The following is a 19,597-nucleotide window of genomic DNA, read 5'->3' on the forward strand; positions in this document are numbered from 1 at the left end:
CCAGCCTAGCGAGTGGACAGGTGCGAATGGATGTTCTGGGCGAGCACGGGCCCGATTCCCTGCACTTCTTCGATCTGTCCCGGTTCGGCTGCGCGCAGCGCCGTCACCGAGCCGAAGTGCTTGAGCAGCACCTTGATGCGGGATGCCCCGAGCCCCGGCACCTCGGCGAGCACGGAGGAGATGTCGTTGCGCCGTCGCTTGCGCTGGTGCGTGATCGCGAAGCGGTGCGCCTCGTCACGAAGACGCTGCAGCAGATAGAGCGCCTCGCTGGTACGCGGCAGGATCACCGGGAAATCGTCACCCGGGAGCCACACTTCCTCCAAACGCTTCGCGATTCCGCAGACCGCGATCTCGGTGTGCCCGGCGTCACGGAGGGCCCGGGCCGCTGCTTCCACCTGCGGTTGCCCACCATCGACGAGCAGGAGCTGCGGCGGGTAGGCGAATCGCGGCTTTCGCCGCGCGGTCGCCTCTCCCACGTCTTCTCCGACGACTGCCTCGGTCGTCGGATCGATGACCTCCGGTTCCTCGGGACGATCGAGGTAGGCGAGCCGACGACGAAGCACCTGGTACATCGAGTCGGTGTCATCCGTCGTCTCGGCGATGTTGAAGGAGCGGTACTGGTCCTTGCGGGGAAGACCGTCCTCGAACACGACCATCGATGCCACGACGTTCGTTCCGCCGAGGTGCGAGATGTCGAAGCACTCGATGCGCAGCGGGGCCTCGGACATCCCGAGAGCCTCCTGCAGGTCGGTGAGCGCCTGCGTGCGGGCGACGTAGTCGCTCGTGCGCCGGGTCTTGTAGCGGATCAACGCCTGCTGCGCGTTCAACGTCGCGGTGCGCATGAGGTCTGCCCGCTGCCCGCGCTGCGCGACCGCGATCTCGACTTTCTTGCCGCGACGTTCGCGCAGCCAGACTTCGAGCTCGGCAGCGTCGTCCGGAAGGGTCGGGACGAGGATTCGGCGAGGGACGTCCTGCGCCTCGCCGTATGCCTGCTGCAGCACCTGTTCGACGAGATCACCACTCGAGATGTCGATCTCCTTCTCGATGGTCAGCGCACGCACACCGCGTACCCTGCCGCCGCGGATCACGAAATGCTGCACAGCTGCCGCCAGCTCATCCTCGGCGATGCCGAAGAGATCGGCGTCCTCGTCGGCCGGGAGCACGAGCGCGCTCTTGCCCAGAACTGCTTCGATCGCCGAGAGCTTGTCCCGGTACTTCGCCGCCGCCTCGTAGTCCATCGCCGCCGAGGCAGCCAGCATCCGCTTGGTGAGCTCCCGGGTGAAGCGCTCATCACCGCCGGCCATGAACGCCACGAAGTCATCGACCATGGCCCGGTGCTCCTCGATGCTCACCGTCATAGAGCAGGGGCCGCCGCACTTGCCGATCTGCCCGGGGAAACAGGGCCTGCCGGTCTGCATCGCGCGCTTGTAGCTGGAATCGCTGCAGGTGCGGATCGGGAACGCCTTGATCATCAGATCGATGGTCTCGTGCACCGCCCACACCTTCGGGAACGGGCCGAAGTACCGCGCACCGGGGATCTTGCGATTGCGTGTGACGATCACCCTGGGCGCTTCGTCGGCGAGCGTCACCGCCATGAAGGGATACGACTTGTCGTCTTTGTAGCGCACGTTGAACGGCGGATCGAACTCCTTGATCCACATGTACTCCAGCTGCAGCGAGTCGACGTCCGTCGACACGACCGTCCATTCGACGGATGCCGCTGTCGTGACCATGCGCCGGGTGCGCTCGTGGAGCGTACGCAGCGGGGCGAAGTAGTTCGACAGGCGCTGACGCAGGTTCTTCGCCTTGCCGACATAAAGCACCCGCCCGGACGCATCACGGAAGCGGTACACGCCGGGATCGGTCGGGATCTCCCCCGGCCGCGGCTTGTACGGCAGCACGTCGGCCATCAGCTGGCCTTCCGCGCGGCGCGCCCCTCACCCAGGATCTCGCCGAGGAACAGCCCGGTGTGGCTCGCCTCGACGCGCGCGATCTGCTCCGGGGTTCCGGTGGCGACGATCTGGCCGCCGCCGGAACCGCCCTCGGGGCCGAGATCGATCACCCAGTCGGCCGACTTGATCACATCGAGGTTGTGCTCGATGACGATCACGGTGTTGCCCTTGTCGACCAGTCCGTTCAGCACCTCGAGGAGCTTGCGGACGTCTTCGAAGTGCAGACCCGTCGTCGGCTCGTCGAGCACGTAGATGCTGCGTCCGTTGCTACGACGCTGAAGCTCGGTGGCGAGCTTGACGCGCTGCGCTTCACCACCGGAGAGCGTCGTCGCCGACTGTCCGAGTCGGACGTAGCCGAGCCCGACGTCGACGAGCGTCTTCATGTAACGGTGGATCGCCTGGATCGGCTCGAAGAACTCCGCGGCCTCCTCGATCGGCATCTCGAGCACCTCGGCGATGTTCTTGCCCTTGTAGTGCACGGCCAGCGTGTCGCGGTTGTACCGCTTGCCGTGGCAGACCTCGCAGTCGACGTAGACATCGGGCAGGAAGTTCATCTCGATCTTGATCGTGCCGTCGCCGGAGCATGCCTCGCAGCGGCCACCCTTGACGTTGAAGCTGAAGCGACCGGGCTGATAGCCGCGGACCTTCGCCTCCGGTGTCTCGCTGAAGAGGGTGCGGATGCGATCGAAGACACCCGTGTACGTGGCGGGGTTCGACCGCGGGGTGCGGCCGATCGGCGCCTGGTCGACGTGGACGACTTTGTCGAGGTTGTCGAGTCCGGTCACACGCGTGTGCTTGCCGGGGACCGTGCGAGCCCCGTTCAGCCGCGACGCGAGCACCTGGTACAGGATGTCGTTCACGAGCGAGGACTTGCCGGAGCCGCTGACACCGGTGACGGCGGTGAGCACACCCAGCGGGAAGTCGGCCGTGACGTTGCGGAGGTTGTTGGCCCGAGCGCCGACGACGCTCAGCATCCGCTTCTTGTCGATCTTGCGGCGCTTCGTCGGCAGGGGGATCTCACGGCGACCCGAGAGGTACTCCCCCGTCATCGAGTCGCTGTCGTCGAGCAGAGCCGAATACGGACCCGAATGCACGACCTCGCCACCGTTGACGCCGGCGCCGGGACCGATGTCTACCACCCAGTCGGCCGCTTCGATCGTCTCCTCGTCGTGCTCGACGACGATGAGGGTGTTGCCGAGGTCGCGCAGCTTCAGCAGCGTGTCGATGAGGCGCCGGTTGTCACGCTGGTGGAGTCCGATCGACGGCTCGTCGAGCACGTAGAGGACACCGGTGAGGCCGGAGCCGATCTGCGTGGCCAGGCGGATGCGCTGCGCCTCTCCACCGGACAGGGATCCGGCCGAGCGGCTGAGGTTGAGGTAGGAGAGTCCGACCTGGAGCAGGAAGTCGAGGCGCAGGCGGATCTCGCGCAGCACCTGAGCGGCGATCTTGGCCTCACGGTCGGTGAGCGTGAGCGTCTCCATGAACGCGCGGGCGTCGGCGAGGCTGAGGTGCGAGACTTCGGCGATGGAGTGTCCGTGCACCTGCACGGCCAGCACCTCGGGCTTCAGACGATTGCCGTCGCAGACCGGGCACGGCACTTCGCGGAGGTACTCGCCCCACCGGCTGCGCTGGTTGTCGGACTCCGCCTGCAGATACTGCCGCTCGATGTAGGGGACCACGCCCTCGAAGCCGGAGGCGTAGCGCATCTCGCGTCCGTAGCGGTTCTTCCACTTGACGGTCACCTTGTAGTTCTCGCCGCGCAGGATCGCGTTCTGCACATCGGAGTGCAGCTTGCGCCACGGGGTGTCCAGCGAGAAGTCCAGATCGCGGGAGAGTCCCTCGAGCAGGCGCTCGTAGTACTGGAAGAGGCCCTTGCCCTGAGTGGTCCAGGGGATGATGACGCCCTCGCGGATCGAGAGATCTTCGTCGCCCAGCATCAGGTCGACGTCGACCGACATGCGGGTGCCGAGCCCGGAGCAAGCCGGGCACGCACCGAACGGCGCGTTGAACGAGAACGTGCGGGGCTCGATCTCGGTGAGCGTGAGCGCGTGCCCGTTCGGGCAGGCCAGCTTCTCGGAGAACGTCTGCCATGCGTCGTCGCCCTCGCCGTCGACGTAGTTGATCTGCACCACTCCGCCGGCGAGACCGAGCGCGGTCTCGACCGAATCGGTCACGCGGCCGAGGATGTCATCAGACGCCACGAGGCGGTCGACGACCACCGCGATGTCGTGCTTGTAGCTCTTCTTGAGCGTCGGCGGCTCGGCGAGTTGGACGAGATCTCCGTCGACGATGGCACGCGAGTAGCCCTTCGCACCCAGTTCGCGGAACAGGTCGACGAACTCGCCCTTCTTCTGGGAGACGATCGGTGCGACGACCTGGTAGCGGGTGCGCTCCGGAAGTTCCATGAGCTGATCGGCGATCTGCTGCACGGTCTGACGCTGGATGCGTTCACCGCATTCGGGACAGTGCGGGATACCGATGCGCGCCCAGAGCAGGCGCATGTAGTCGTAGATCTCGGTGATCGTGCCGACGGTGGACCGCGGGTTGCGGTTGGTCGACTTCTGGTCGATCGAGACGGCCGGGCTGAGGCCCTCGATGAAATCGACGTCGGGGCGGTCGACCTGCCCGAGGAACTGGCGCGCGTACGCGCTCAGCGATTCGACGTAGCGACGCTGCCCCTCGGCGAAGATCGTGTCGAACGCGAGACTCGACTTGCCCGACCCGGACAGGCCGGTGAACACGACCAGCGAGTCGCGGGGGATGTCGATGTCGACGTTCTTGAGATTGTGGACGCGGGCACCGCGGACACTGAGTTTTCCTGGGGAAGCAACGGGGACGATGGGCACCGAACAAGTCTACGAGGGACCACGGACATCGGCTCCGACTCCGGCATCCACTCCGGTCTCTCCCCCGCCCGAGGCCGTGTGCGCCGGCTCACCGTCCGACCGTTTCGCCGCCCGCAGAGCGAGGAGCACACCCATGACCAGGGCCGCGGCCGCGACCGGCGCAAGCCACTCCGTTCCACGGTCGACACCGCTCGGTGCTAGCAGCCACATCGCGAACACCAGCGGCTGCGACAGGAGCTGCACGATGCCGAAACGCAGGAGGGTCGGCCCCAGCACCCGCAGAGCGAGGCGCGACCGCAACGGCACGACCAGGCTCAGCGCGGCGAGGACGTGGATCGCGTGCACGAGTAGGAGCGCAAGAGCCGTCCGGCCCGGGGACGGCTCCGTGAGGATCACCCCGAACGGGAGGCATGCCGCAGCCGCCCACGCCGCGAGTGTGCGCGGGATGACGACGGCGACGACGACCGCGACAACGGCGATCGCCTGCCAGAGCGGGAACGGGACCAGCGTCACCGCCCCGACCGCGACCACGCCGACGAGCAGCAGCCGGACCGTGACCCCGGGTACGGCACCCGGCACCTGAATCTGCCGGATCGCGCGACTCATCGTCGCACCGCCCTCATCCGCTGCTGGCGCAGGTCCGCCAATCGCATGGCGGCATCGACGTCGGGCGCCGCCCACGACACCACCTCGATGCCCGCATGGCGCAGCTCGGTCAGGATGTCGGTGCGCTCCGCGAGGACGGTGCGCAACGCGATGTGCTGCTCCCGAGTGAGGCGTGACGCGTCTGGCGTCGGAAGGACGTCCACCGCGACGACGGCGTGGCCGGACGCTCGCCATCGGGTCGCCAGCTGGGCAGCCACCCCGTCGAAGAAGGTCGAGAGCACGAACACGATGGAGCCGGAGGGGACGACGGGTGATCGGCGATAGGGCGAGCCGTCGGTACTCGGACCGGTCGCGGCGATGACATCGCGCACCCGGGCGAGGTGTCGTGCTCCTCCGCCCGAAGGGATGCTCCGCCCGCCGCTCGACAGCGCGTGGTAGGCGATCCTGTCGCCCGCGCCGACGGCCGTGGTCGCGATCGACAAAGCCGCTTCTCGGGCGAGGTCCAGCGAGGTCACGCCGGACCGGTCGGGGTCGGCGGCGCCCCAGCCCGCGACCACGACACCGAGATCCTCTGCCGTGTCCACCGCGATGACGACCGACGAATCGCTCAGGGTGTTGTTCCGTCGCACGAGGAGCTCGCCGGGCCGCTGGGCAGCCCGGGCAGTGGCCCGCCAGTCGACGCGGCGCAGCTCGTCACCCGGCGCGAACGGATGGATGTCGCGGAAGTCGCCACCCTGCCCCGGGCGTCCGCCCTCATGAGCGCCATGAAGCCCGGTGAGTCGCGGTGCCACGGGGAGTCCCGCGAGCCGGAGTACGCGCGGCGGCGTGTTCCACCGGATACCGGCGGCCGGAGCCTCCTCCGTGATCCAGGCGCCGTCCTGCGCCACGCACCGCGCCGTCACGCTCAACAGATCCAAGGGGCCGGAATGCTGAAGGCGTGTCCTCGTGGTGACCACGGATCGACCGACGCCGACATCTGCGAGTCGCTGCGGGCCCCTGTCCTGCGCGACGGCGAGCTGCACCCAATCCGCATCGACGTGGATGTCGAGGTCGCCCCATGCCTCCGCCTGCTCACCGCCCACGCCAGCCTGCGCGCGCAGTTCGACCCGCAGATCGGCCGTCGCAGGCCGGCGCACCAGCATCCAGGCCGTCGTCAGCGCGAGAGGCAGGCCGATGCCGATGATGTCCGGCCGCGAGAAGGCGAGCCCCGCCGCGACGAGCAGCGCCGCCCCGGCCACACCGATCGCGACGACGGGGGTCCGCCGCCAGCGGAGAGTCGTGCGCTCGGAGACGCGGATCGGATCGGTCATCGCACCGCGGAGACGGTCGGCGGCACCGACGTCTTCGCGACGACCGCCGCGACGACCGCTCGGGGATCCACGCCCTGCGCCCAGGCCTGCGGGGTGAGGGTGAGGCGGTGCGCGAGCACGGGCTCCGCGATGCGTTTGATGTCGTCCGGTCGCACATACGCACGTCCGTCCAGTGCCGCGAGAGCGCGTCCGAGCAGCACCAGGGACTGCGAGCCGCGTGGAGAGGCGCCCACCGAGACGTTCACCGCCTCGCGTGTGGCGCGGACCAGCTCGACGCAGTAGCGGGCGACATCCGCGTCGACGTGGATCCGTTCCACCGCTCGCTGGATCGCCAGCAAGCCGTCGCCGTCGACGACCGGTTCGACGGACACGTCGGGCGACTGTCGTCGCACCCGGTCCAGGATGATGCGGGTCTCGTCGTCCGCGTCTGGATAGCCGACCGAGAGTCGCACCATGAAGCGGTCGAGCTGGGCCTCGGGAAGCGCGTAGGTCCCCTCGTACTCGATCGGATTCGATGTGGCGATGACGTGGAACGGCCGGGGCAGTGGGAAGCTGTTGCCCTCGACGGTGACCTGACGCTCGGCCATCGCCTCGAGCATCGCCGACTGCGTCTTGGGGGTGGTGCGGTTGATCTCGTCCGCCAGCAGCAGTCCGGTGAAGATGGGCCCCGGCCGGAACGGGAACTCGCCCGTCGCCGGCGCGTACACGTACGACCCTGTGACGTCACCGGGGAGCATGTCGGGAGTGCACTGCAAGCGCCGGAAGTCCAGGCCCAGCGCAGAGGCCAGGCTCCGCGCTGCGAGTGTCTTGCCGAGTCCCGGGACGTCTTCGAACAGCACGTGACCACCGGCGAAGATCGCGGCCAGGGCGATCGTGACCGGCTCGTCCATGCCGACGACGACTGCGCCGACGCTCTCCCGCACTCGACGCCCGAGGGCGGCGATCTGTGTGACGTCTTCCGTGTTCATCGGTTCTCCTCTGTGCCGACTTTCGCGGCGGTCTGGGGGTCTGAGTTCGCGGGGACCTCGGTGGTGATGCGCTCGACCGCGTCGAGGACCCGCTCGAGATCGGCAGCCTGAACCTCGCGATTGTGCAGAGAGTCACGTACTCCCGGCCCGAGGAGCGCGTCGATCGCCGCGTGTTGAGCGGGGTCGTCGAGGTCGAGCCCCCGGTGGGCCAGTCGTCGCCGCAGCACGTTCTGCACCCGACGGACGACCACGTGCCCGGCGACACCGGTGCGCGAGTTGATCGACCAGGCGAGCCGAGACACCTCGGAGCCGAGCTCCGCACGTCGGCGTCGCTCCGGGGGCCAGAGGGAGGCTTCGTCGAAGAAGACCTGACGGCTCACGAGCGCGATCGTCAGCACGATCAGCAGCCAGGACGCGGCGAACAGCGTCGGCACGCCGAGTGCGCCGAGCAGCACGAGGACCACGGCCGCGACAGCCGCCCCGACTCCCAGGAGAATCAGCCGTCCCTTCATCGCCACCCCGCCTGGATGCCACGTAGACACGCTGCTGCCGTGGCGCGGTCGCGTTCCTCCGCGACGAGACCGCCGAAACGGACCTGTTCGTACAGTCCGAGCAGCGCGACGACATCAGCCGCGATTCCCGCGCGGCGTCCGATGATCCGGACCGTGAACTCGGACGGCGTCTCGTGCGGGGCCCGACCGGCACCGGCATCCGTCGCCGATTCCTCCAGACCGACCCACGCGGCGACGATGCTGTCACCCGGCGCCGGGTCGACATCGATCGTCCGCAGCGCTTCGTCGATCCCTCTTCGGATGATCGCGGCGTCGGGCTCGGCATCCGTCCCGGCGATGACCACGCTCATCGCGTCGACGGCGGCCGCCTCGCGCCTCTCGAGCGGTCGATCTCGCCAGAGTCCGCGCAGGTAGCGGACCAGCATGCGCGCGCCGAAGAACAGCAGCGTCAGCACCGCGATCGCGACGAGGACCGCCAGGATCACCTTGAACAGTGGCGATTCCTCGGTCTGTTCCATCGGCCCGGGCGTCATCTCGGCGGGCGCCGGCTCGGAGGTCCCGACGTCGACGAGTTCCGTTCCACCGCCCGGCAGCGGGCGGAACTGCGGAAGGCCCTGCTCCGCTGCTACGAACATGACGACGGCGAAGAAACCCGCGACTGCGACGAGAGGCAGCAGAACCCGGAGCACGCGCGAGCCGCCGACGCGCCGGTCCCCGGAAACCGGGGCTTCGTGGCGCGACATGACTCCACCCTAGGACGCGACTCCCGAGGAATCCGTCGTCGGGACGCGAGCCGCGCTCGGCGGAGTCGGTCGGACTCAGCCGAGATCGGGACGCCGCCCGGCGAACGGACCGAGGCCGTCGCGGAGTGCGGCGACCTCATCGATACCCATGCCGACCGCCGCCATGACCTGGTGCGGAACGTCTACAGCCCGTTCGCGCAGCGCCGCGCCCGCCGCGGTCAGGGTGATCTCCAGACGCCGCTCGTCCTCACTGCTTCGCTGTCGGGCCACGAGGCCTTCTGCTTCGAGCCGCTTGACCAGGGGCGATGCCGTCGCGGGTTCCAGAGCGAGATCCAGAGCGAGATCGTTCAGCGTCCGCGGCGCCCGCTCCCACAGGGCGAGCATCACGAGGTACTGCGGGTGCGTGAGACCCAGAGGCTCGAGGATCGGGCGGTAGAGGGCGACGACGTTGCGCGCCGCGGTCACCAGGGCGAAGCACAGCTGGTTCTCCAGCTTGAGCAGGTCGTCTGTAGCCGTCACAACCTCGACTATACATCTGCACTAATCATTAGTACACTAAGCAACATGGCACAGGACCCGGACCGCCCACCCCTTCGCACCCGCATTCGCGAAGCAGGTGGCCTCTATTCCTGGGTGAACACCAATCTCATCCGGCTCGCCGGTCCTGCCTCCGTCGGCCCGTATGAGAAGACTCCCCCACCGAGCGCCGCAGAACGCGCCGAACGCGCGTGCCCGCTGTGCGGCGCCCCGATGACGCAGCACGAGATCGACCGCTCGGGTCCCAAGCCTCTGATGCACTGCCCGTAGGGTCAGTCCTGGTTGGATCCATCGGTCGCCGAGCCGGAGGACTCGCGCGCGACGTCGAGCCAGAACATCAGACCGCCGTCGTCCTCGATGACCTCGGGCGAGACGTCGAGCCATCCGGATCCCATCGTGCGCGAGCCCATCACCGCCCGGGCGACACCCGTGCGCGTCACGAGCGCCGCTCCGTTCTCGTCGTCGACACGCACCAGAAGCACGCCGCCCGGCCGCGCTCCGAGAAGGATGCGCCCGTCGTCGAGGAAAGCCCGGGTTCCGAACATCCGCCGCTCCTCGATTCCGACGTCGGCGCTCAGCAGTGTCCGGATCCGATCGGCCAGCTCGTTCCCCGCAGCATCCATGGTCCGAGTCGCGCCTTACGCGTGCCCCGCGCGTTCCATCGCCCGCAGCTCCTTCTTGAGGTCTTGCACCTCGTCGCGCAGGCGTCCGGCGAGCTCGAATTTCAACTCCGCGGCTGCCGCAAGCATCTGGTCGGATAGATCCTGGATCGTGGCTTCGAGCTGTTGCGCTCCCTCGGCCGCGATGCCCGTGCGACGCAGGTTGGGCGTCGGCGACTTGCCCTTGCCCGATGCGCGACCACGGCCCGACATCATCTCCGCCGTGTCTGCGCCTTCGCGGGCGAGCACCTCGGTGATGTCCGCGATGCGTTTGCGGAGGGGCTGCGGGTCGATGCCGTGCTCCTTGTTGTACGCGACCTGCTTCTCGCGGCGACGATCCGTCTCCTCGATCGCCTTCGCCATCGAGTCGGTCATCTTGTCGGCGTACATGTGCACTTCGCCCGAGACGTTTCGGGCGGCGCGACCGATGGTCTGGATGAGTGAGGTCCCCGACCGCAGGAAGCCCTCCTTGTCGGCATCCAGGATCGCCACGAGCGAGACCTCCGGAAGATCGAGACCTTCACGCAGCAGGTTGATGCCGACCAGCACGTCGTACACGCCGGCACGCAGCTCACTGAGGAGTTCGACACGACGCAGCGTGTCGACATCGGAGTGCAGGTAGCGCACGCGCACACCGTGCTCCCCGAGGAAGTCGGTCAGCTCTTCGGCCATCTTCTTCGTGAGGGTCGTGACGAGAACCCGCTCGTCCCGCTCGACGCGGACGCGGATCTCCTCCAGCAGGTCGTCGATCTGCCCCTTCGACGGTTTGACGACGATGTGCGGGTCGACCAGACCGGTGGGACGGATGATCTGCTCGACGATGCCGTCGGCGATCCCCATCTCGTATTTGCCGGGCGTGGCCGACAGATAGACGGTCTGTCCGATCCGGTTCTTGAACTCGTCCCATCGCAGCGGGCGGTTGTCCATCGCGCTCGGCAGCCGGAAACCGTGATCGACGAGGGTGCGCTTGCGGGACGCGTCTCCCTCGTACATCGCGCCGATCTGGGGCACGGTGACGTGCGACTCGTCGATGACCAGCAGGAAGTCGTCGGGGAAGAAGTCGAGCAGCGTGTGCGGCGGCTCCCCCGGCATGCGCCCGTCCATGTGACGCGAGTAGTTCTCGATCCCCGAGCAGAAGCCCAACTGCTGCAGCATCTCGAGATCGAACGTGGTGCGCATGCGCAGACGCTGCGCCTCGAGGAGCTTGCCCTGCCGCTCGAACTCGGCCAGGCGCTCTTCCAGCTCGTGCTCGATCGTGCCGATGGAACGCTGGATCACATCGGTGCCGGCGACGTAGTGAGACGCCGGGAAGATCGGGACGGCGTCGAGTTTCTCGATCACCTCGCCCGTGAGCGGGTGGAGCGAGTACAGGGCCTCGATCTCGTCGCCGAACAGCTCGATACGGATGGCGTGCTCTTCGTAGACGGGGATGATCTCGATCGTGTCGCCGCGTACCCGGAAGTTGCCTCGCGAGAAGTCGACGTCGTTGCGGTTGTACTGCATCGCGATGAACTGGCGGATCAGCGCGTCGCGGTCGTATCGCTCCCCCACCTGCAGGGCCACCATGGCGCGCAGATACTCTTCGGGAGCGCCGAGTCCGTAGATGCAGGAGACGGTCGAGACCACGATCACGTCGCGACGGCTCAGCAGCGAGTTCGTCGTCGAATGCCGCAGCCGCTCGACCTCGGAGTTGATCGACGAGTCCTTCTCGATGAAGGTGTCTGTCTGTGGAACGTAGGCCTCCGGCTGGTAGTAGTCGTAGTACGAGACGAAGTACTCGACGGCGTTGTTCGGCATGAGCTCGCGGAATTCGTTGGCCAATTGGGCCGCGAGCGTCTTGTTGTGCGCGAGCACGAGCGTGGGCCGCTGCACCTGCTCGACGAGCCAGGCCGTGGTTGCCGACTTTCCCGTACCCGTCGCTCCGAGCAGCACGACGTCGGTCTCGCCCGCATTGATCCGCGCCGCCAGATCGGCGATCGCCGCCGGCTGGTCGCCGGCGGGCGCGTACTCGCTGATGACCTCGAAGGGGCGGACACTGCGCGTGGGTTGCATACCTCCAGCGTATGCCGCCCCTCCGACATCGAGGCCGTCAGGCAACGATGGTCGCCGTCTTCACGTGCCCGGGTAAGATCACTGCTGCCGGAGCCGCCCCCAGAGCGCGTCGGTCTGCTCGTACGTGCGCTCCAGGGTTCCTGCCGTGTCGATCACGACATCCGCGATGGCGAGCCGCCTCTCGTCGGAGACCTGAGCGTCCACCCTCTCCTGCGCCGCTTTCTCTTCCATGCTCCGCAGCTCGGTCAGCCGCTGGAGCCGCACCGCCGCGGGGGCGTGCGCGACCACGATCAGGTCCCACGGATCGTCGACTCTGGCCTCCACCAGCAGGGGGACGTCGTAGACGACCACGGCATCCGCATCAGTAGTGAACGCCGCATCGAATCGGCGCTGCGACTCCTCCCGAACGGCGGGGTGCACGATCGCGTTCAGCTGAGCGAGCAGCTCGGGGTCTCCGAAGACCTTCGCACCCAGGGCTGCGCGGTCGAGCGCGCCCTCGCCGTCGATCATCGATGCTCCGAACGTCTCCGCTATTCGCTCCAGCACCGGCGAGCCCGGCGCCTGCACGTCGCGGACGATCTGGTCGGCGTCGACGATCACCGCACCGTGCTCCGCCAGTCGCCGGGCGATGGTCGATTTCCCCGAGGCGATGCCGCCGGTGAGCGCGATGAGTGGCATGTCGCCAGTCTATGTTTCGATCCGATTGATGCTCAGCGGGCGAGCAGCTGGCGCCGCGAGCTGATCACGCCGGTGTCGAACCCGGCGAGGTGCAGACCGCCGTGGAATCGCGCGTGTTCGATCTTGATGCAACGATCCATCACCACCGACATCCCTGCCGCCTCGGCGACCGCCGCAGCGTCTTCATTCCATGAGCCGAGCTGCAGCCAGAGCGTCTGCGCGCCCGCCTCGATTGCCTCCTGCGCGACACCCGGAAGGTCGTCGTGCCGGCGGAACACATCCACGATGTCGGGGACGACGGGAAGGTCGCTCAGCGACGCGTAGACCGGCTGCCCGAGGATCTCGGTCTCGCGCGGGTTGACGAGATAGACGTCGTAGCCGGTGCTGGAGAGGAGGTAGGTCGTCACGAAGTACGACGCCCTCGCCGGGTTGTTCGACGCCCCCACGATCGCGATGGATTTGGCCCGCCGGAGCAGTCCGAAGCGCTCCTGTTGGCTCGGGCCGACCCAGCTCCGCTCGGGATGAGCTGCGGGCGCACCGGGCAGCGCACAGGCCACCCCGTCCGACACCGCCGGAACAGCGCAGGACTCTGCGGTGGCCGTCTGCGTCTCGCTCATCGGTTCGCTCCTGTCGCGGTCGTGAGGGCCTGGTCGAGATCCCAGATGATGTCTTCGGCGTCTTCGAGACCCACCGAGATGCGGATCAGGTCGGGGCGCACGCCGGCGGCGACGAGCTGCGCCTCGGTGAGTTGGCGATGCGTCGTCGAGGCCGGGTGGATCACGAGGGTGCGAGCGTCGCCGATGTTGGCGAGATGCGAGGCGAGCTGCAGGTTCTCGATCAGCGTCTCCCCCGCTTTCCGGCCATCTTCCGCCGCGACGCCGAACGCGAACACCGAACCGGGGCCGAGCGGCAGGTACTTCGCCGCCCGATCGTGGTGCGGATGCTCTTCGAGACCCGCCCACGTCACGTAGGCGACCCGCGGATCGGAGGCGAGCCAGTCGGCGACGATGCGTGCATTCGCGAGGTGAGCATCGATGCGCTGCGGAAGCGTCTCGATGCCTTGGAGAAGATTGAAGGCCGACTGCGGGCTGAGTGCCGGGCCGATGTCGCGCAGTTGCTCCGAGCGAAGCTTGGTGAGGAATCCGTACTCCCCGAAGTTGTCCCACCATTTGATGCCGCCGTAGGAGTCCACGGGCTCGGTCATCTGCGGGAACTTGCCATTGCCCCAGTCGAACGTCCCCTTCTCGATGACGACGCCGCCGAGGGTGGTGCCGTGCCCGCCCAGGAACTTCGTCACGGAGTGGATCACGATGTCGGCGCCGTGCTCGAGCGGCCGTGCCAGGTAGGGCGTGGCGAGAGTCGCGTCCACCACGAGGGGAACCCCGGCCTCATGGGCGACGGCGGCCAGTCCTTCGATGTCGGCGATCTCCCCGGACGGGTTGCCGATCATCTCGACGTAGACGACCTTGGTCTCCGGACGGATGGCCGCCGCATAGTCGGCAGGGTCGGAGGACGCGACGAACGTCGTCTCCACGCCGAACCGTCGCAGCGTCACGTCGAGTTGCGTCACGGTCCCGCCGTAGAGCTGAGCCGCAGCGACGACGTGGTCGCCGGCCCCGACGAGGGCCGCGAACGTGATGAACTCGGCGCTCATGCCCGATGCGGTCGCGACGGCGCCGATGCCGCCTTCAAGCGATGCCAGGCGCTCCTCCAGTGCGGCGACCGTGGGGTTGCCGATCCGCGAGTAGATGTTGCCGTACTTCTGCAGGGCGAACAGGTTCCCCGCATCCGCCGCATCCTCGAAGACGAACGAGGTCGTCTGGTAGATCGGCACCGCTCGGGCACCGGTCGCCGCGTCGGGCGTGCCACCGGCGTGCAGGGCTCTGGTGCGAAATCCGAAGCGGTGTTCTTCCGTCATGCTGTCCTCAGTTCGGCGGCGGCGAGCACGTCGGCGATGTCGTCGACGGCCCAGGGGTTCTGCAGCGATGTGGTGTCCCCGAGGGGGCCGGGGTCGCGGCCGGCTCTGCGATCCTGCTCGGCCTCCCACAACTGTGCCAGGAGTCTGCGCATGATCTTGCCCGAGCGGGTCTTCGGCAGGTCGGGCACGATCACGATGTGCTTCGGCTTGGCGACGGGGCCGATGGATCGTGCGACCTGGGTGCGCAGGTCGGATGGGGTGATCTCTGCCCGGCCGGACGGGGTGACGAAGGCGACGACGGCCTGTCCGGTGACCGGATCGGACACGCCGGCGGACCCGGCCTCCCCCACGGTGTCGTGTGCGACCAGAGCCGATTCGATCTCGATCGTGGAGAGTCGGTGTCCCGAGACGTTCACGACGTCGTCGAGTCGGCCGAGGATCCAGATGTATCCGTCGGCGTCCCTGGTCGCTCCGTCACCGGCCACGTAGAACCCGCCGTGGTCACCCCTACCTGCGAACGTCGACCAGTAGGCGTCGCGATAGCGGGCGGGGTCACCCCACACGGTCCTGGCCATTCCGGGCCAGGGTCTGCGGACCACGAGGGTGCCCGAGCGGCCGGGCGCGACCTCGTCGCCCCGCTCGTCCACCACCGCCGCATCGATGCCCGGGAGCGGGACCGAGGCAGAGCCCGGCTTGAGGGCGGTGACTCCCGGGAGCGGGGCGATCATCGCCGCGCCGGTCTCGGATTGCCACCAGGTGTCGATGACGGGCAGTTCGTCGCGGCCGAAGTTGCGTCGGAACCACACCCAGGCTTCCGGGTTGGTCGCCTCCCCGACGGTGCCGAGCAGTCGCAGGGTGGAGAGGTCGTGGCCCTGTGGCAGCTCCGCACCGAACCAGGTCATGAACGTGCGGATCAGAGTGGGCGCCGTGTAGTAGACGGTCACCCCGTAGCGCTCGATGATCTCGAGGTGGCGTTCCCGGTGCGGTGCGTCGGGAGTTCCCTCGTAGACGACTTGCGTGAGTCCATTCGACAGCGGACCGTAGATCTCGTAGGTGTGCGCCGTGACCCACGCGAGGTCTGCGGTACACCAGTGCACGTCGTCGGGCTTCGCGTCGAAATGGGCCCAGTGCGCCCAGCTCGCGTGCGTCAGGTACCCGCCGGACGTGTGCACCAGCCCCTTCGGCTTCCCCGTCGTGCCGGACGTGTAGATGATGAAGAGCGGATGCTCGGCGTCGAAGGATTCCGCCTCGTGCTCCGGCGACGCCGTGTCGACGACGTCATGCCACCACACGTCGCGATCGTCCGTCCACGGGACGTCCTGACCGGTGCGGCGCAGGACGAGGACGTGCTCGAGGTCAGGAAGATCCGCCGCGGCGACGTCGGCCGTCGACTTCACCTCGGTGGCGGTGCCGCGGCGATACTGACCGTCACTCGTGACCAGCAGCTTCGCGCCGGTGTCAGCGAGACGGAACCGCACGGCTTCGGCCGAGAAGCCACCGAAGACGAGCGAATGCACGGCGCCGATCCGCGCACAGGCGAGAGTGATCACGATCGTCTCGACGAGCACGGGGAGGTAGATCACGACGCGGTCCCCGGGACGGATGCCGAGAGCTGTGAGCGCGTTGGCGGCCTGCGACACGCGGCGCTGCAGATCGGCGTAAGTGACCGAGAGGCGGTCGCCCGGCTCCCCCTCGAAATGCAGGGCCACCTTGTCGCCGCGTCCGGCGTCGACGTGACGGTCCACGCAGTTGACCGCGACGTTGAGTCTGCCGCCGACGAACCAGCGCGCCGCCGGAACGGCATCGCTGACCGGCGGGTCCCATTCGTGGGCGGTGTTCCACGGCTCGGACCAGTCCAGGCGGCGCGCGGCCTCTTCCCAGAACGCGATCGGATCCGCGGCGGCGCGCGCATACGCCTCCGCGGTGACGTTCGCGTCGCTGAATCCGCCGCCGGGCGCGTACACACGCGACTCCTGCAGTCGAGCCTCGGTCACCCTCACACCCACCGACGGAGCAGGTATTTCTCGACCAGCACGAGGATCCCGTTGGTGAGCGTGCCCAGAAGTGCGAGCAGCACGATCGAGAGCAGGATGCGGTCCACGCGCCCGCTGCTCTGCGACTCGGTCAGCAGGAAGCCCAGGCCCATGGACGCTGCGATGAGTTCTGCGGCGACGAGGAACAGCCACGCTTGCGCGAGTGCCAGACGCAGCCCGGACACGACGGACGGCACCACCGCCGGCAGCTGCACGATGCGGAACAGCGACCAGCCGCGCAGGCTGAACGAACGCCCGGCTTCGACGAGCTGCGGATCGACGTGTCGGAGCGCCGACGAGACCGTCGTATACACCGGGAAGAACGCACCGATCGCGATCAGAGTGACCTTCGACTCCTCGCCGATCTGCATCCAGAGGATGAGGAGCGGCACCCAGGCCAGCGACGGCACGGCGCGGACTGCGGTGAGTGTCGGACTGAGAAGCACCTCTCCCAGCCGGGAGAGCCCGACGATGCCGGCCGCGGCCAACCCGATGACGGATCCGATCGCGAAACCGAGCAGCACGCGCTGCACCGAGATCGCGATGTGCGTCCAGAGCTGTCCGGTCTCGGCCAGCTCCACACCGGCCTGGAACACCGACGCCGGTGTGGGCAGGCGGTACGGCGGCACCATCCCGCTCGTCGTCACCACCTGCCAGGCCGTCAGGATGATCACGGGCAGCAGGAGACCGGCGATGAACCGCACGACCGGCCGGTCCCACGAGCGCCGCGTAGCCCCGCTCCGGGGCTGTGACGTGCCCTTCGCGAAGTCGAGCGCGTCCCGAGACTCCTCGGGAACGATCAGTCGGTCGGGAATGGTCACTCGCCGTCGACCGCCTTCTTCGCGAACGTGTCGTTCACGATCGATGAGAGCGCCTTGTCGACGGAGTCCTTGCCGCCCTGCACGTCACCGGACTCGACGAGAACGGGCGCGATCTTCTCGAGCACCGCGATCTGGTCGTCACCGGGGACGCCGCTCACGTCGAGGTTCGAGCGCTCCTCGATCACCGTGGTGGCGACTTCGGGGTCGATGCCGGCGACCTCGGCGAGCAGCGCGGCAGTCTCCTCGGGGTTCTCGAGCGCCCACTCTCGCGCCTGCTCGTACGCGTCGACGACAGCCTGTGCGAGGTCGGGATGGTTCGTGATGAAGTCCTCGGTGGCGTTGAGGAAGCCGTACGTGTTGAAGTCGACATTGCGGTAGATGAGCTGGTCACCCGACTCCACCTCGGCCGCGGCCATGATCGGGTCGAGTCCCGCCCAGGCGTCCACGGAGCCACCGTCGAGCGCGGCTCGGCCGTCGGCGTGCTGCAGGTTCTGCACCTCGACGTCGGAGAGCGACAGGCCGCCCTCCTCGAGTGCCTGCAGGAGGAAGAAGTAGGGGTCGGTGCCCTTGGTGGCGGCGACGGACGCGCCCTTGAGGTCTTCGAGGCCGGTGATGTCGCTGTCCGGGCCTACGACGATGGCAGACCACTCGGGCTGCGAGTAGATGTCGATGACCTGGATGGGCGAGCCGTTCGCCCGAGCGAGCAGTGCGGCCGATCCTGCCGTCGAGCCGACATCGACGGAGCCGGAGCGCAGCAGTTCGTTGGCCTTGTTCGAGCCGGCGGACTGCACCCACTCGACCTCGACGTCATCGCCGAGGATCTCCTCGAGGATGCCCTGGTCCTTGACGACCAGACTCAGCGGGTTGTAGGTGGCGAAGTCGATCGACAGGGTGTCCGCCGACCACTCGGTCGTGCCCGGTGTGCTCTCGGTGTCCGATGCCTTGGCATTCTCTCCGGCCACGCACCCGGTCGCGACGAGCATCATCGTCCCGGCGATCGCGATCGCGGGGATGATTCGGCGTGTGGTGGTGCTCATCGGGACTCCTCGGTGATGCGGTGGTGGGTGTCGACGCCGAGTCCTTCGAGAAGGTCGGCGCGCAGGTCGGCGAGGCCACGGTCGGCGCGGTCGCGGGGACGGACGCCCGGCACGGAGATCGTGCGGGCGATGGATTGGTCGTCGTCGGCGCCCGTGCCCGAGCTGTCCAGCGTGCGCAGCAGCAGCACGCGGTCGGCGAGGTAGAGCGCCTCTTCGACGTCGTGGGTGACCAGCAGGATCGTGGTGGGCTCGGCCGCATGGATCTTCAGGAGCAGATCGTGCATGCGCAGACGCGTCAGGGCGTCGAGCGCGCCGAACGGCTCATCGAGCAGCAGCACCCCGGGGTTTCGGGCGAGCGCCCGGGCCAGGGAGGCGCGCTGGGCCATACCGCCGGAGACCTCGCGCGGGCGCTGGTCGGCCGCGTGCTCGAGCCCCACGAGGTGCAGCAGCTCGCGCACTCGCTCACGGCCGACACGGCGGGCGGTTCCTCGCGGCAGGCCGAGCTCGATGTTCTGGGCGATGGTGCGCCATGGGAGCAGTCGCGGCTCCTGGAAGGCGATGGCGGTCCGCTCGTCGACGTCGGCGACACCGATGTCGTCGAGGAGGATGCGTCCGCTCGTCGGAGCATCCAGTCCGCCGACGAGACGGAGGAGGGTGGACTTGCCGCACCCGGAGGGACCGACGACCGCGAGGATCTCCCCGGCCGCGATGTGGAGGTCGATGCCGCGGAGCACGTCGCGCCTCCCGCGCGGCAGCGCGAAGGAACGGTCGATCCCGTCGAGACGGACAGCCTGCGCAGTTCCTGCCGACGGCGAAGCGTCAGCGGTGCGCGACGCGGGCAGCAGAGCAGTCATAACCCCATGCTGGCGGGGCGGACCGATTGTTACGAATGCCGACGTAATGTTCCGTCACGCAAAAGCAGCAG

The 19,597-nt window shown here is 68.1% G+C and carries 18 protein-coding genes; 1 reads left to right on the plus strand and 17 read right to left on the minus strand.

Going from position 1 to position 19,597, the window contains the following annotated elements; all coding sequences use genetic code 11:
• Window positions 1–5: 5 nt before the first annotated feature.
• From uvrC to OC372_RS05470, 8 genes are all read right to left on the minus strand, one after another.
• The gene (gene uvrC / locus OC372_RS05435; RefSeq protein ID WP_029261616.1) at window positions 6–1,910 is read right to left on the minus strand and encodes an excinuclease ABC subunit UvrC; all 1,905 of its coding nucleotides are present in this window, start codon (window positions 1,908–1,910) and stop codon (window positions 6–8) included.
• A complete protein-coding gene (gene uvrA / locus OC372_RS05440; protein WP_262001129.1) occupies window positions 1,910–4,798 on the minus strand; it encodes an excinuclease ABC subunit UvrA in 2,889 nt (962 codons plus the stop codon). Before uvrA ends, uvrC begins: the two co-directional genes overlap by 1 nt.
• Before the next feature lie 9 nt (window positions 4,799–4,807).
• Window positions 4,808–5,404 (minus strand): hypothetical protein, encoded by a 597-nt coding sequence (locus OC372_RS05445; protein WP_262001130.1) that lies wholly within the window; start codon window positions 5,402–5,404, stop codon window positions 4,808–4,810.
• Entirely contained in the window at window positions 5,401–6,714 is a 1,314-nt protein-coding gene (locus OC372_RS05450; RefSeq protein ID WP_262001131.1) for a DUF58 domain-containing protein, read from the minus strand. Before OC372_RS05450 ends, OC372_RS05445 begins: the two co-directional genes overlap by 4 nt.
• Complete coding sequence (locus tag OC372_RS05455; protein ID WP_029261612.1) at window positions 6,711–7,682, minus strand: AAA family ATPase; 972 nt, start codon at window positions 7,680–7,682, stop codon at window positions 6,711–6,713. Before OC372_RS05455 ends, OC372_RS05450 begins: the two co-directional genes overlap by 4 nt.
• On the minus strand, window positions 7,679–8,194 hold the full coding sequence (locus OC372_RS05460; protein WP_262001132.1) for a hypothetical protein: 516 nt from the start codon (window positions 8,192–8,194) through the stop codon (window positions 7,679–7,681). The genes OC372_RS05455 and OC372_RS05460 overlap by 4 nt, the downstream gene beginning before the upstream one ends.
• On the minus strand, window positions 8,191–8,937 hold the full coding sequence (locus tag OC372_RS05465; protein ID WP_262001133.1) for a DUF4129 domain-containing protein: 747 nt from the start codon (window positions 8,935–8,937) through the stop codon (window positions 8,191–8,193). The genes OC372_RS05460 and OC372_RS05465 overlap by 4 nt, the downstream gene beginning before the upstream one ends.
• 75 nt (window positions 8,938–9,012) lie before the next feature.
• A complete protein-coding gene (locus OC372_RS05470) occupies window positions 9,013–9,456 on the minus strand; it encodes a MarR family winged helix-turn-helix transcriptional regulator (RefSeq protein WP_029261609.1) in 444 nt (147 codons plus the stop codon).
• Window positions 9,457–9,501: 45 nt separating this feature from the next.
• Here OC372_RS05470 and OC372_RS05475 point away from each other — a divergent pair, with 45 nt between their 5' ends.
• A complete protein-coding gene (locus tag OC372_RS05475) occupies window positions 9,502–9,744 on the plus strand; it encodes a hypothetical protein (protein ID WP_081859978.1) in 243 nt (80 codons plus the stop codon).
• A gap of 2 nt (window positions 9,745–9,746) precedes the next feature.
• Here OC372_RS05475 and OC372_RS05480 read toward each other — a convergent pair whose 3' ends face one another.
• From OC372_RS05480 to OC372_RS05520, 9 genes are all read right to left on the minus strand, one after another.
• Window positions 9,747–10,097: a TfoX/Sxy family protein gene (locus tag OC372_RS05480; RefSeq protein ID WP_262001134.1), complete on the minus strand. Its 351-nt coding sequence runs from the start codon at window positions 10,095–10,097 to the stop codon at window positions 9,747–9,749.
• Window positions 10,098–10,112: 15 nt separating this feature from the next.
• Window positions 10,113–12,185, minus strand: coding sequence for an excinuclease ABC subunit UvrB (gene uvrB, locus OC372_RS05485; protein WP_029261607.1), 2,073 nt, complete (start codon window positions 12,183–12,185; stop codon window positions 10,113–10,115).
• 78 nt (window positions 12,186–12,263) lie between these two features.
• Window positions 12,264–12,863 (minus strand): dephospho-CoA kinase, encoded by a 600-nt coding sequence (coaE, locus tag OC372_RS05490; RefSeq protein WP_105710165.1) that lies wholly within the window; start codon window positions 12,861–12,863, stop codon window positions 12,264–12,266.
• A 32-nt stretch (window positions 12,864–12,895) separates the two neighbouring features.
• Complete coding sequence (locus tag OC372_RS05495) at window positions 12,896–13,480, minus strand: CoA-binding protein (protein WP_258134069.1); 585 nt, start codon at window positions 13,478–13,480, stop codon at window positions 12,896–12,898.
• The gene (locus OC372_RS05500; protein WP_105710166.1) at window positions 13,477–14,781 is read right to left on the minus strand and encodes an O-acetylhomoserine aminocarboxypropyltransferase/cysteine synthase family protein; all 1,305 of its coding nucleotides are present in this window, start codon (window positions 14,779–14,781) and stop codon (window positions 13,477–13,479) included. Before OC372_RS05500 ends, OC372_RS05495 begins: the two co-directional genes overlap by 4 nt.
• Window positions 14,778–16,781 (minus strand): acetate--CoA ligase, encoded by a 2,004-nt coding sequence (gene acs / locus OC372_RS05505; protein ID WP_410054855.1) that lies wholly within the window; start codon window positions 16,779–16,781, stop codon window positions 14,778–14,780. Before acs ends, OC372_RS05500 begins: the two co-directional genes overlap by 4 nt.
• Window positions 16,778–17,635, minus strand: a complete 858-nt coding sequence (locus tag OC372_RS05510) for an ABC transporter permease (protein WP_262001136.1) — start codon at window positions 17,633–17,635, stop codon at window positions 16,778–16,780. The genes acs and OC372_RS05510 overlap by 4 nt, the downstream gene beginning before the upstream one ends.
• Window positions 17,632–18,672 carry an aliphatic sulfonate ABC transporter substrate-binding protein gene (locus OC372_RS05515; protein ID WP_105710168.1) on the minus strand — a complete coding sequence of 347 codons (1,041 nt, stop codon included), beginning with the start codon at window positions 18,670–18,672 and terminating at the stop codon, window positions 17,632–17,634. The genes OC372_RS05510 and OC372_RS05515 overlap by 4 nt, the downstream gene beginning before the upstream one ends.
• The gene (locus tag OC372_RS05520) at window positions 18,669–19,526 is read right to left on the minus strand and encodes an ABC transporter ATP-binding protein (protein ID WP_262001137.1); all 858 of its coding nucleotides are present in this window, start codon (window positions 19,524–19,526) and stop codon (window positions 18,669–18,671) included. Before OC372_RS05520 ends, OC372_RS05515 begins: the two co-directional genes overlap by 4 nt.
• Between the last annotated feature and the right edge of the window lie 71 nt (window positions 19,527–19,597).

This window comes from Microbacterium sp. Mcb102, from assembly GCF_024519805.1.
In the GTDB taxonomy this organism is placed as follows: Bacteria; Actinomycetota; Actinomycetes; order Actinomycetales; family Microbacteriaceae; genus Microbacterium.